Here is a 12777-nt window from a genome sequence, read left to right on the forward strand (position 1 = left end):
CATGCCTCCTGCGATGCTATCAAAGATGATAGCATCAACCCTGCCAGGCGTCCATCAGCCGACGAAACGGCGGACCGACAGGGCGGCGACCTGGGCCAGGAAGGCGATCAGTTCGGTTCCCTGGCCGGAATGGAAGGTGCGGCCGTGGCGCGAGCCCAGGGCCAGCAGGCCGGCCGGGCAGCGCCCTCCGGCATCCAGGCGGACCAGTGCCGACGACGACACCAGATCGGCCCCTTCGCCGAACACCAAGGGATCGCCCGGCATCTGCTCGGCCAGCGCGCAGGCGCGGTCGGGACCGCCCAGCACCCGATCGACATGGCCGGGCGGCAGGCGCAAGATGGCGGCGGCGGCCAGTTCAGGCAGGGCTTCGCCGCTTTCCTCGAAGGCCAGGGTGGCGACATCGACGTCAAGCATCGGCGCCAGATCGTCGGCGACGGCGCCGGCCAGTTCGGCCATGCTGTCGGCCGACAACAGCGCCAGCACCGCCTGATGGGTGCGGTTCTGGGTGCTCATGTTCGAGCGGCTGGTATGGATCAGATGTTCGGCGGCGCCGCGCACGCGATCGACCTCTTCCTGCAGACGGTCGATCATGAAGGTCTGCAGATCGACCACCGCCTCGGAGCCGGGCCAGCGCGACGGCGGCGCCAGGAAGGCGGCCAGTTCGGTGTGACGCAGCAGGAAGTCGGGGTGGCGGCGCAGATACTCGGCCACCTGCTGGTCGGACAGCGGCGGAGCGGCGTCGGCTTTATCGTCGTGCTTGCGCACCATGCAGGGCAGGTCCCATAACAGAAGCGAGCCAGACAATAGACCATGCTTTCCGCCGCCGCCAACCCCGCCCGACACTTTTATTGCAATTCCCGTGTGGCGGTGCTGCTGCCGCTGCCGCTGGCCGGCGCCTATGACTATCGCGTCGGCGCCGATCCGGTGGCCGAGGGCGACGTCGTCGAGGTGCCGCTGGCCGGCCGCACCAGCCTGGGGGTGGTGTGGGGACCGGGGACCTCGGCCACCGATCAGGCCAAGCTCAGGACCATCCTGCGTCGTCTGCCGGCCAAACCTTTGCCCGAGGCGCTCTGCCGTTTTGTCGATTGGGTCGCCGCCTATACCCTGGCCCCGCCGGGCGCGGTGCTGAAGATGGCGATCAGCGTTCCGGCGGCGCTGGAGCCGGCGTCTCCGATCTGGGCGGTGCGCGCGCTGGCCGTTCCCGACGGACTGAAACTCACCGAGGCGCGGCGCCGGGTCCTGGCCGCCGCCGCCGCCCACCCGCCCCTGACCATGGCCGACCTGGCCCGCGAGGCCGGGACCGGCGACAGCGTCGTCAAGGGCCTGGTCGAGGCCGGCGCCTTGGAAAAGGTGGCGCTGGCGCCGCCTGCCCCCTTCGCGCCCCCCCAGGCCCATCGCGACGGCCCGGCCCTGTCCGAGAGCCAGGCCCAGGCGGCTGCGTCGCTGGCGGAAATCGCCGGCTTCCATGTCTGGCTGCTGGACGGCGTCACCGGATCGGGCAAGACCGAGGTTTATTTCGAGGCGGTGGCCGCCGCCTTGAAGCGCGGCCGCCAGGTCCTGGTGCTGCTGCCCGAGATCGCGCTGTCGGCGCAATGGCTGGGGCGTTTCCGCTCGCGCTTCGGCGTCGAGCCGGCGGTGTGGCATTCCGAACTGTCCGACGCCAAGCGCCGCGCCACCTGGCGGGCGGTGGCCGACGGCACCGCTTCCGTGGTGGTCGGCGCCCGCTCGGCGTTGTTCCTGCCCTTCCCCGATCTGGGCCTGATCGTCGTCGACGAAGAACATGACGGCGCCTTCAAGCAGGAAGACGGCGTCTGCTATCATGCCCGCGACATGGCGGTGGTCCGCGCCCGCATCGGCGCGTGCCCGGTGATCCTGGCCTCGGCGACGCCGTCCTTGGAGACCCTGGCCAACGTCCAGGCCGGGCGCTACCTGCGCCTGCACCTGCCCGACCGCCATGCCGGCGCGGTGCTGCCCGACATCGGCGTGATCGATCTGCGCCGCACCCCGCCGCCGCGCGGCTTCTGGCTGGCGCCGCCCCTGGTCGCGGCCATCGAGCGCACCCTGGCCGAGGGCGAGCAGGCCATGCTGTTCCTCAATCGTCGGGGCTATGCGCCGCTGACGCTGTGCCGCAAATGCGGCCACCGCCTGCAATGTCCGCACTGCACCGCCTGGCTGGTCGAACATCGCCAGGCCGGCCGCCTGATCTGCCACCATTGCGGCCACGCCACCCGCCTGCCCCCGGTTTGCCCGGAATGCGAGGCCGAAGACAGCTTCGCCGCCTGCGGCCCCGGCATCGAGCGCATCGCCGAGGAAGCCACCCACCGCTTTCCCGGCGCCCGGGTGGCGATGATGGCGTCGGACACCGTCGCCGGCCCCCACGCGGCGGCCGAGTTCGTCCGCCAGGTCGCCGACCACGAGATCGACCTGCTGGTCGGCACCCAGATCGTCGCCAAGGGCTATCACTTCCCGATGCTGACCCTGGTCGGCGTGGTCGATGCCGATCTGGGGCTGGAAGGCGGCGACCTGCGGGCCGGCGAGCGCACCTTTCAATTGCTGTCGCAGGTGGCCGGCCGCGCCGGCCGCGCCGAACGACCCGGCCGGGTGCTGCTGCAGACCTTCCAGCCCGACCATCCGGTGATGCGGGCCCTGGTGGCCGGCGACCGCGATTCCTTCATCGCGGCGGAAGCCGAATGCCGCCGCGATGCCGGCATGCCGCCCTTCGCCCGCCTGGCCGCGCTGGTCGTGTCCGGCCCCGATGCCGGCGCCGTCGATGATTATGCCCGCCGCCTGGCCCGCGCCGCCCCCCACACCGAGGGGCTGGAGGTGATCGGCCCGGCGCCTGCGCCGATGGCGATCCTGCGCGGCCGCCACCGCCGCCGCTTCCTGATCAAGGCGGCCCGCACCGTCGCCCTGCAGGCAGCCTTGAAGGAGTGGCTGGCCGCCTGCCCGGCGAAGCAGCCCCTGCGGGTGCAGGTGGACATCGATCCGTACTCTTTCGTTTAGGGTAGTGGGCCGGGTGGAAAGGCCACCGCCCGACCGGGTGGGGCGACTTTCTGACCGCGCTTGCGGAAAAGGCGCTTGAGTCGTCTTGCAACGCAGCAACCGATGTGCTAGTTAACCGTCGCGCTTGCGGGTGGGTCAGCCCTCGCCCGAGGCGCAATATTTTTATACTTCAATGCTTTGTAGGCTGCCGGCGAATTCGTTTTCGACCTGATCCGAAGGACTTGCCCAGGTGCCATCCGAAACCATTGGCGTGATCGCCGAACGCTACGCTACCGCGCTCTTCGAGCTGGCCGAAAGCCAGAATGCTCTCGATTTGGTGGCGAGCGACCTCAAGAGTCTGAAGGCCATGATCCGCGACAGCGCGGACTTCAATCGCCTTCTCGACAGTCCCGTGTTGACCCGCGCCGAGCAGGGCAAGGCCGTTGCGGCCCTGGCCGCCGCCGCCAAGTTCAATACGCTCACCGCGAATTTCCTTGGCCTGGCCGCCACCAACCGCCGCCTGTCCTCCCTGCCCGGCATCATCGAGTGCTTCCTTGGCCTGCTGGCCGCGAAGCGTGGTGAGATTGCCGCCAAGGTGTTGTCGGCGGTCGAGTTGACCAAGGGTCAGATCGCCGCCCTGGAGGCCTCGCTGAAGACGGCTTTCGGTGGAAATGTTGCCGTTGACGTCACCGTCGACCCCAGCCTGCTGGGTGGCCTGATGGTGAATGTCGGCTCTCGTATGGTTGACAGCTCGTTGAAGACGAAGCTGCAGCACCTCAAGCTTGCCATGAAAGGGGTTGGATAATGGAAATCCGCGCGGCTGAGATCTCCGCGATCCTCAAGCAACAGATCGCCAATTTCGGAACCGAGGCGGAAGTCGCCGAGGTCGGACAGGTGTTGTCTGTCGGTGACGGTATCGCCCGCGTCCACGGCCTCGACAAGGTCCAGGCCGGCGAGATGGTCGAATTCCCCGGCGGCATCAAGGGTATGGCGCTGAACCTCGAATCCGACAATGTCGGCGTCGTGATCTTCGGTGACGACCGCAACATCAAGGAAGGTGACGTCGTCAAGCGCACCGGCGCCATCGTCGACGTCCCCGTCGGCAAGGGCCTGCTGGGCCGCGTCGTCGACGCCCTGGGCAATCCCATCGACGGCAAGGGTCCGATCGCTTCGGACCTGCGTTCGCGCGTCGACGTCAAGGCGCCGGGCATCATTCCGCGCAAGTCGGTGCACGAGCCGATGAGCACCGGCATCAAGGCCGTCGACGCCCTGATCCCCGTCGGCCGCGGCCAGCGCGAGCTGGTCATCGGTGACCGTCAGACCGGCAAGACCGCCATCCTGATCGACACCATCATCAATCAGAAGCGCTGGCACGACGCCTCGGACGAGAAGGCCAAGCTGTTCTGCATCTACGTCGCCGTCGGCCAGAAGCGCTCGACCGTCGCGCAGATCGTCAAGACGCTGACCGACTACGGCGCGATGGATTACACCATCGTCGTGGCGGCCACCGCCTCGGAACCCGCCCCGCTGCAGTTCATCGCCCCCTATGCCGGTTGCGCCATGGGCGAGTACTTCCGCGACAACGGCATGCACGCTTTGATCATCTATGACGATCTGTCCAAGCAGGCCGTCGCCTACCGTCAGATGTCGCTGCTGCTGCGCCGTCCGCCGGGCCGCGAAGCCTATCCGGGCGACGTGTTCTATCTCCACTCGCGCCTGCTCGAGCGCGCCGCCAAGATGGGCGACGCCGCCGGGGCTGGCAGCTTGACCGCTCTGCCGGTCATCGAGACCCAGGCCAACGACGTGTCGGCCTACATCCCGACCAACGTGATCTCGATCACCGACGGCCAGATCTTCCTGGAAACCGACCTGTTCTATAAGGGCATCCGCCCCGCCGTGAACGTCGGTCTGTCGGTGTCGCGCGTCGGCTCGGCCGCCCAGATCAAGGCGATGAAGCAGGTGTCCGGCTCGATCAAGCTGGAACTGGCTCAGTATCGTGAAATGGCTGCCTTCGCCCAGTTCGCCTCGGATCTCGATCCGGCGACCCAGAAGCTGCTCAATCGCGGTGCGCGTCTGACCGAACTGCTGAAGCAGCCGCAATACTCGCCGATGCCGACCGAGGAAGAAGTGATCGCCATCTATGCCGGCGTGAAGGGCTACCTCGACAAGCTGGACCTGCGCGATGTCGGCCGCTTCGAAACGGCCATGCTGTCGGAGATGAGGGCCAAGCACGCCGACATCCTGACCGCCATCGCCACCGAAAAGCAGATTTCCGCGCAAACCGAAGAGAAGCTGAAGGCGTTCTTCGACGCTTTCTCCAAGACCTTCGCGTAATCGGAAGGGGTCTGAAACCCGATGCCGAGCCTTAAGGACCTACGGCTGAGGATCGTCTCCGTCAAATCGACGAGGAAGATCACGTCAGCCATGAAGATGGTCGCCGCTTCCAAGCTCCGCCGCGCCCAGACGGCGGCGGAGTCGGCGCGACCCTTCGCCGAGCGCATGGAGCGCATGCTGGGCACTCTGGCCGGCTCGCTTGCCGGCCAGTCGGGTGCTCCCCGCATGCTGGCCGGAACCGGCAAGGACGATGTCCAGCTGATCGTCATGGTGACCGCTGACCGCGGCCTGTGCGGCGGCTTCAATTCGTCCATCGTGCGTAACGTCAAGCAGCTTGCCGGTCAGCTTCTCAAGGAAGGCAAGACCGTCAAGATCCTTCCGGTGGGCCGCAAGGGCCGCGAACAGATTCGCCGTGATTTCGGCCCGCATCTGATCGAGGGCTTCGAAGGCCTGGGCCGCAAGGGCATTTCCTTCGCCGAAGCCGATCAGGTGGCGACCCGTATCACCCAGTTGTTCGACGAGAACGAGTTCGACGTCTGCACCGTGGTATACAACCGCTTCCAGTCGGCCATCGCCCAGGTGGTGACCCGCCAGCAGTTGATCCCCTTCCCGGTGCCCGCCGAAGGCCCGGTCAAGGCTGACGCCGCGGCCAAGGCTCTCTACGAGTTCGAACCGAGCGAGGAAGACATCCTGAATTCCCTGCTGCCGCGCAATCTGGCGGTGCAGATCTTCCGGTCGATCCTGGAAAGCCAGGCGTCGGAACAGGGTGCCCGTATGACCGCCATGGACAATGCCACCCGCAACGCGGGCGACATGATCAACGGCCTGACCATCAAGTACAACCGGTCGCGTCAGGCTCAGATCACCAAGGAACTGATCGAAATCATCTCCGGCGCTGAGGCGCTGTAAGGAAGACTAGGAGCTCACAATGGCAAACAAGAACGTCGGCAAGATCACCCAGGTTATGGGCGCCGTCGTGGACGTGCGCTTCGAGGGCCCGCTGCCGGCCATCCTGAACGCGCTCCACACCCAGAACCAGGGCCACACCCTGGTTCTCGAAGTGGCTCAGCATCTGGGCGAAAACACCGTCCGCACCATCGCCATGGACTCGTCCGAAGGCCTGGTGCGCGGCGCCGAAGTGGTCGACACCGGTTCGTCGATCCAGATGCCGGTCGGGCCGGAATGCCTGGGCCGCATCCTCAACGTCATCGGCGAGCCGATCGACGAGCGCGGCCCGGTCGGTCACAAGACCACCCGCCCGATCCACGCCGATGCCCCGGAATTCGTCGATCAGGCCACCGAGACCGAGATCCTGGTCACCGGCATCAAGGTCATCGACCTGCTGGCGCCTTACGTGAAGGGCGGTAAGATCGGCCTGTTCGGCGGCGCCGGCGTGGGCAAGACCGTGTTGATCATGGAACTGATCAACAACGTCGCCAAGGCCCACGGTGGTTACTCGGTGTTCGCCGGCGTCGGCGAGCGTACCCGCGAAGGCAACGACCTCTATCACGAAATGATGGAATCGGGCGTCATCAAGACCGACGGCCCGGGCTCGAAGGTGGCCCTGGTGTACGGTCAGATGAACGAGCCGCCGGGCGCCCGCGCCCGTGTCGCCCTGTCGGGTCTGACCGTCGCCGAATATTTCCGCGACGAAGAAGGCCAGGACGTGCTGTTCTTCGTGGACAACATCTTCCGCTTCACCCAGGCCGGTTCGGAAGTGTCGGCTCTGCTGGGCCGCATCCCGTCGGCGGTGGGCTATCAGCCCACTCTCGCCACCGACATGGGCACCTTGCAGGAGCGCATCACCTCGACCAAGAAGGGCTCGATCACCTCGGTCCAGGCGATTTACGTGCCGGCCGACGACTTGACCGACCCCGCGCCGGCCACCTCGTTCGCCCACTTGGACGCCACCACCGTTCTGTCGCGTCAGATCGCCGAGCTGGGCATCTATCCGGCGGTGGATCCGCTGGACTCGACCAGCCGTGCGCTGGACGCCCGCGTCGTCGGTCAGGAACATTACGGCGTCGCCCGTGAAGTGCAGCGCATCCTGCAGACCTACAAGTCGCTGCAGGACATCATCGCGATCCTGGGCATGGACGAGCTGTCGGAAGAAGACAAGCTGGTCGTCGCCCGCGCTCGTAAGATCCAGCGCTTCCTGTCGCAGCCCTTCCACGTCGCCGAAGTCTTCACCGGTTCGCCGGGCAAGCTGGTGTCGCTGGAAGACACCATCAAGGGCTTCAAGGCCATCGTCGCCGGCGAATACGATCACCTGCCGGAAGTCGCCTTCTACATGGTCGGCGGCATCGACGAAGTGGTCGAGAAGGCCAAGAAGCTGGCTGCCGAAGCCGCGTAAGGACCTTTGGGGCAAGGTGCTTGGCACCTTGCCCCGCCATCCTTTGAGGACATTGGCTCATGGCCGACAAGATCAAGTTCGAACTGGTGTCGCCCGCCAAGCTGCTGATCAGCTCGCCGGTGGACATGGTGATTGTTCCCGGCACCGAAGGTGACTTCGGCGCCCTGGCCCAGCATGCGCCGATGATCACCACCGTCCGTCCCGGCGTCATCGACGTCCATGACGGCGGCAAGGTGTCCAATCGCATTTTCGTGGCCGGCGGCTTCGCCGAGGTCAACGAAGAGCGCATCACCGTCCTGGCCGAAGAGGCTTTGCCGGTGGCCGACATCACCCACGACATGTATTCGGCCCGTCTGCAGGCCGCCAAGGAGGCCTTGGCCGACGCCAAGACCGACGGCACCCGCATCGCCGCCGAGCAGCTGCTGGCGATCGCCCAGGCCATGCAGGCCGCGGCGCCCCGCCACTAGGATTAGGCGCACGAATCGTCGGGGGCCGGCCCAATGGTGCCGGCCCTTCGTCGTTTCATTCTGCTTGATTGCCGCCGCGCCGCGGGCAAGATATCGGCGCACGGATTTCATAAGGGACCACACCATGCCGCATTGGACGCCTGACGACATCAACTGGGCCGCCTTCGACGCTTCGAAGCTTGACCCGGACACGTTGATGGTGGTCAAGGCGGCGGCGATGGTGGAACGCAATGCCGGCGATTACACCGCCTATCTGTCGACGGTGTTCAAGGGCGACGAGGAATTCCTGTCCATCGCCGCCGAATGGCAGGTCGAGGAAGTACAGCACGGCGACATGCTGGGCCGCTATGCCGAGTTGGCCGACCCGAATTTCAATTTCGCCGCCCGCTTCAAGAAGTTCACCGACATCTATCAGGTGCCCCAGGACGTCGCCGCTTCGGTGCGCGGCTCGCGGACCGGCGAATTGCTGGCCCGCTGCATCGTCGAGACCGGTACCTCCTCCTTCTATTCGGCGCTTCGCGACGCCACCGACGAGCCGGTGTTGAAGCAATTGTGCCACCGCATCGCCGGTGACGAATTCCGTCATTACAAGACCTTCTACGTCTTCATGAAGCGCTATATCGAGCGCGAAGGAATCGGCATCTTCCGCCGCGCCATGGTCGCCGCCGGCCGCATCAAGGAAACCGACGATGACGAGCTGGCCAGCGCCTGGCACGCCGCCAACGACCCCGAGGGCACGGCCTATGACCTGGCCCGCTGCAATCGCGAATATGCCGGCCGCGCCTATGCCGTCTACCGGCAAAAGCACGCCGAGCGCGCCGTCAACATGGTCCTGAAGGTGGTCGGCTTCGATCCGCAGGGCTGGCTGGGGGCCCGGGCCAAGGCCTTCGCCGTCAAGAAGATGCAGTCGCGCGTGGCCCAGATGAAGCCGGCCGCCTGATCTTGGCCAGAAAGCGCAAGGGCCAGCCGGTCCACGGCTGGATCGCCATCGACAAGCCGGAAGGAATCGGCTCGACCAAGGTGGTGTCCGACGTGCGCCGTCTGTTCGACGCCGCCAAGGCCGGCCATGGCGGCACGCTGGACCCGCTGGCCTCGGGCATCCTGCCGATCGCCTTGGGCGAGGCCACCAAGACGGTGGCCTATGTGATGGACGGGGCCAAGACCTACCGGTTCACCATTCAGTTCGGCGAGGCGCGCTCGACCGACGACCGTGAAGGCGAGGTCACCGCCACCTCGGACCTCCGCCCCGACGACGGGGCCATCCGCGCCGTGCTGCCCCGCTTCATCGGCGAGGTTTCCCAGGTGCCGCCGGCCTTTTCCGCCCTGAAGATCGACGGCGAGCGGGCCTATGACCTGGCACGCGCCGGCGAAGCGGTCGAACTGGCGGCCCGCACCGTGCGCATCGACCGCCTCGAGCTGATCGAACGCACCGGCCCCGACCTCGCCACCTTCGAGGTCGCCTGCGGCAAGGGCACCTATGTCCGCTCACTGGCCCGCGACATCGCATCGGCCCTGGGCACGGTCGGCCATGTCGCCCGGCTGCGCCGCACCGCCTGCGGCCCGTTCAATGAAACCAACGCGATTCCTCTGGACAAGGCCCGTTCGCTCGGGCATGGTCCCGCCCTTCGGGCTTCGCTGCTTCCGATTCTGACCGCGCTGGACGACATCCCGGCCCTGGCCTTGACGGAAGATGAAGCCCGGCGCCTCGGCAGCGGTCAGGTTTTCAGCCTGCGCGAAACGCCCAGTGCATTCGGTCCGACCCAGGTGGTCAAGGCCTTGTGCGACGGACGGCTGGTGGCGTTGGCCCAAGTCGAGGGCGGCTTCGTCCGCTCGCTGCGCGGGCTCAATCTCGAAACCTCTTCATCAGGAGAAGACGATGTCGATCACTGCCGAGCGTAAGACCGAGCTGGTCAAGGAATATGCCACCCACGAAGGCGACACCGGTTCTCCGGAAGTCCAGGTGGCCATCCTGTCGGAGCGTATCCGCAACCTGACCGAGCACCTGAAGGACCACAAGAAGGATTTCCACTCGCGTCGTGGCCTGCTGATCATGGTTGGTCAGCGCCGTCGCATGCTGGACTATTTGAAGGGCATCAATGTCGGCCGCTACGAGCAGCTGATCGCCCGCCTGGGTCTGCGCAAGTAAGGAACCAAGCCCCCGGCCAGTCCGGGGGCTTGTTTTTTGGCCGCACTCGTGCGGTTATCTTTTCGCCCGCGCGGGGAATGGTCCCTTCGCGGGCGGTCGCCATTGGGCGAGTTTCCGCCATGGGGCGGACAGTACGGTGCAGGGCCGCAATCCGGCGGCCTTCGCGTTTGGGATAAGGATTGAAACGAATGTCCATGTTCAACATCACCCGCAAGGAAATCATGTGGGGCGGTCGCAAGCTGGTTCTGGAGACCGGCAAGATCGCCCGCCAGGCCGATGGCGCGGTTCTCGCCACCTATGGTGACACGGTCGTCCTGTGCACCGCGGTCGCTGCCAAGGCCCCCCGCCCGGGTGTGGATTTCTTCCCGCTGACCTGTAACTACCAGGAAAAGGCCTTCGCGGCCGGCAAGATCCCCGGCGGCTTCTTCAAGCGCGAGGGACGCCCCAGCGAAAAGGAAACCCTGGTTTCGCGTCTGATCGACCGTCCGATCCGCCCGCTGTTCGTCGATGGTTTCCGTAACGAGACCCAGATCGTCTGCACCGTGCTGTCGCACGACATGGAAAACGACCCCGACATCGTCGCCATGGTGGGCGCCTCGGCGGCGCTGACCATTTCGGGCGTGCCGTTCATGGGTCCGCTGGGCGCCGCCCGCGTCGGCTGGATCGACGGCCAGTACGTGCTGAACCCGACCATGGACCAGATCAAGGCCTCGCAGTTGGACCTGGTTGTCGCCGGCACCGTCGAAGGCGTGCTGATGGTCGAGTCCGAGGCTCAGGAGCTGTCGGAAGAAATCATGCTGGGCGCCGTGACCTTCGGTCACAAGTCGTTCCAGCCGGTGATCCAGGCGATCATCGAGATGGCCGAAGCCTGCGCCAACGAGCCGTGGGACATCGCGCCCCCGCCGCCGGCCATCGAGACCGTCAACGCCAAGCTGGCTGCCGCCGGCATCCCGGCCGAGATGGCCGAGGCCTACAAGATCGTCAAGAAGCAGGACCGCTATGCCGCCGTCGGCGCCGTCAAGGCCAAGGCCATGGCCCTGATCACCGACGAGGCCGAGCTGGCCGTCGCTCCGGGCGTGCTGAAGCACATGGAATCCGACGTGGTGCGCGGCAACATCTTGAAGACCGGCATCCGCATCGACGGCCGCGACACCAAGACCGTGCGTCCGATCGTGGCGGAAGTGGGCGTTCTGCCCCGCGCCCACGGTTCGGCCCTGTTCACCCGTGGCGAGACCCAGGCCCTGGTGGTCGCCACCTTGGGCACCGGTCAGGACGAGCAGATCATCGACGCTCTGGCGGGCGAGTACCGCGAGAACTTCATGCTGCACTACAACTTCCCCCCCTACTCGGTGGGTGAGACCGGCCGCATGGGCAGCCCGGGCCGTCGCGAGATCGGCCACGGCAAGCTGGCCTGGCGCGCCATCCACCCCTGCCTGCCGACCAAGGAGGCCTTCCCCTACACCCTGCGTTCGGTGTCCGAGATCACCGAGTCGAACGGCTCGTCCTCGATGGCCACCGTCTGCGGCACCTCGCTGGCGCTGATGGATGCCGGCGTGCCGATGGCGCGCCCGGTGGCCGGTATCGCCATGGGCCTGATCAAGGAAGGGTCCGACTTCGCCGTGCTGTCCGACATCCTGGGCGACGAAGATCACCTGGGCGACATGGACTTCAAGGTGGCCGGCACCTCGGACGGCGTCACCGCCTTGCAAATGGACATCAAGATCACCTCGATCACCGAGGAGATCATGAAGATCGCCCTGGGCCAGGCCAAGGACGGCCGCCTGCATATCCTGGGCGAGATGTCCAAGGGTCTGGACAGCGCCCGGACCGAAGTGTCGGGCAACGCTCCGCGCATCGTCACCTTCAACATCCCGAAGGAGAAGATCCGCGAAGTCATCGGCACCGGCGGCAAGGTCATCCGCGAGATCTGCGAGAACACCGGCGCCAAGATCGACATCGACGATGACGGCACCATCAAGGTGGCCTCGACCGATTCCGACGCTGGCCAGCGCGCCATCGACTGGATCCGCGGCATCGTCGCCGAGCCCGAAATCGGCGTGATCTACACCGGCAAGGTCGTCAAGGTCGTCGATTTCGGCGCCTTCGTGAACTTCCTGGGCAGCCGCGACGGACTGGTCCACATCTCGGAACTGAGCCGCGAGCGGGTCGCCAAGACCGCCGACATCCTGAATGTCGGCGACGCGGTCAAGGTCAAGGTCATCGGCTTCGACGACCGCGGCAAGGTCAAGCTGTCGATGAAGTGCGTCGACCAGGCCACCGGTGAGGACATCACCGCCCAGGTCGAGGCCGAAAAGGCCGAACGCAAGGAACAGTACGAGAAGAAGAAGCGCTCGCGCGACGATCATTCCGAGGACTGATCGCCAACAGGGCCAATTCAGGACGCGGGCTGCCGAAAGGCAGCCCGCTTTCTTTTGTTGGGTTGGCTTATATCTGCGCGTCGGTAATCTGGTTCATTCCATCTGCCGTCACCCCCG

Annotated in this window: 11 protein-coding genes; 10 read left to right on the forward strand and 1 reads right to left on the reverse strand. The window is 66.1% G+C overall.

Annotated elements, in window-relative coordinates:
- Positions 1–54 precede the first annotated feature (54 nt).
- Positions 55–768, reverse strand: coding sequence for a DUF484 family protein (locus MTBLM5_RS09110; RefSeq protein ID WP_173975787.1), 714 nt, complete (start codon positions 766–768; stop codon positions 55–57).
- 42 nt (positions 769–810) lie between these two features.
- On the opposite strand from MTBLM5_RS09110, the gene MTBLM5_RS09115 reads away from it, so the two are divergent.
- From MTBLM5_RS09115 to pnp, 10 genes are all read left to right on the forward strand, one after another.
- Positions 811–3003, forward strand: a complete 2193-nt coding sequence (locus tag MTBLM5_RS09115) for a primosomal protein N' (RefSeq protein ID WP_173975788.1) — start codon at positions 811–813, stop codon at positions 3001–3003.
- 229 nt (positions 3004–3232) lie between these two features.
- Positions 3233–3787: a F0F1 ATP synthase subunit delta gene (locus tag MTBLM5_RS09120; protein WP_173975789.1), complete on the forward strand. Its 555-nt coding sequence runs from the start codon at positions 3233–3235 to the stop codon at positions 3785–3787.
- The gene (gene atpA, locus MTBLM5_RS09125; protein WP_173975790.1) at positions 3787–5316 is read left to right on the forward strand and encodes a F0F1 ATP synthase subunit alpha; all 1530 of its coding nucleotides are present in this window, start codon (positions 3787–3789) and stop codon (positions 5314–5316) included. Before MTBLM5_RS09120 ends, atpA begins: the two co-directional genes overlap by 1 nt.
- A gap of 21 nt (positions 5317–5337) precedes the next feature.
- The gene (locus tag MTBLM5_RS09130) at positions 5338–6225 is read left to right on the forward strand and encodes a F0F1 ATP synthase subunit gamma (RefSeq protein WP_068498691.1); all 888 of its coding nucleotides are present in this window, start codon (positions 5338–5340) and stop codon (positions 6223–6225) included.
- A 19-nt stretch (positions 6226–6244) separates the two neighbouring features.
- Positions 6245–7669 (forward strand): F0F1 ATP synthase subunit beta, encoded by a 1425-nt coding sequence (gene atpD, locus MTBLM5_RS09135; RefSeq protein ID WP_173975791.1) that lies wholly within the window; start codon positions 6245–6247, stop codon positions 7667–7669.
- 59 nt (positions 7670–7728) lie between these two features.
- Entirely contained in the window at positions 7729–8136 is a 408-nt protein-coding gene (locus tag MTBLM5_RS09140) for a F0F1 ATP synthase subunit epsilon (protein ID WP_173975792.1), read from the forward strand.
- A gap of 64 nt (positions 8137–8200) precedes the next feature.
- Positions 8201–9076 carry an acyl-ACP desaturase gene (locus tag MTBLM5_RS09145; protein ID WP_371814006.1) on the forward strand — a complete coding sequence of 292 codons (876 nt, stop codon included), beginning with the start codon at positions 8201–8203 and terminating at the stop codon, positions 9074–9076.
- Between the two features lie 2 nt (positions 9077–9078).
- Complete coding sequence (truB, locus tag MTBLM5_RS09150; RefSeq protein WP_173975794.1) at positions 9079–10035, forward strand: tRNA pseudouridine(55) synthase TruB; 957 nt, start codon at positions 9079–9081, stop codon at positions 10033–10035.
- On the forward strand, positions 10013–10282 hold the full coding sequence (gene rpsO / locus MTBLM5_RS09155; protein WP_068498682.1) for a 30S ribosomal protein S15: 270 nt from the start codon (positions 10013–10015) through the stop codon (positions 10280–10282). The genes truB and rpsO overlap by 23 nt, the downstream gene beginning before the upstream one ends.
- 188 nt (positions 10283–10470) lie before the next feature.
- The gene (gene pnp / locus MTBLM5_RS09160; RefSeq protein WP_173975795.1) at positions 10471–12660 is read left to right on the forward strand and encodes a polyribonucleotide nucleotidyltransferase; all 2190 of its coding nucleotides are present in this window, start codon (positions 10471–10473) and stop codon (positions 12658–12660) included.
- The last annotated feature ends 117 nt before the right edge of the window (positions 12661–12777 follow it).

The sequence above is a fragment of the Magnetospirillum sp. LM-5 genome (genome assembly GCF_902729445.1).
In the GTDB taxonomy this organism is placed as follows: Bacteria; Pseudomonadota; Alphaproteobacteria; order Rhodospirillales; family Magnetospirillaceae; genus Magnetospirillum.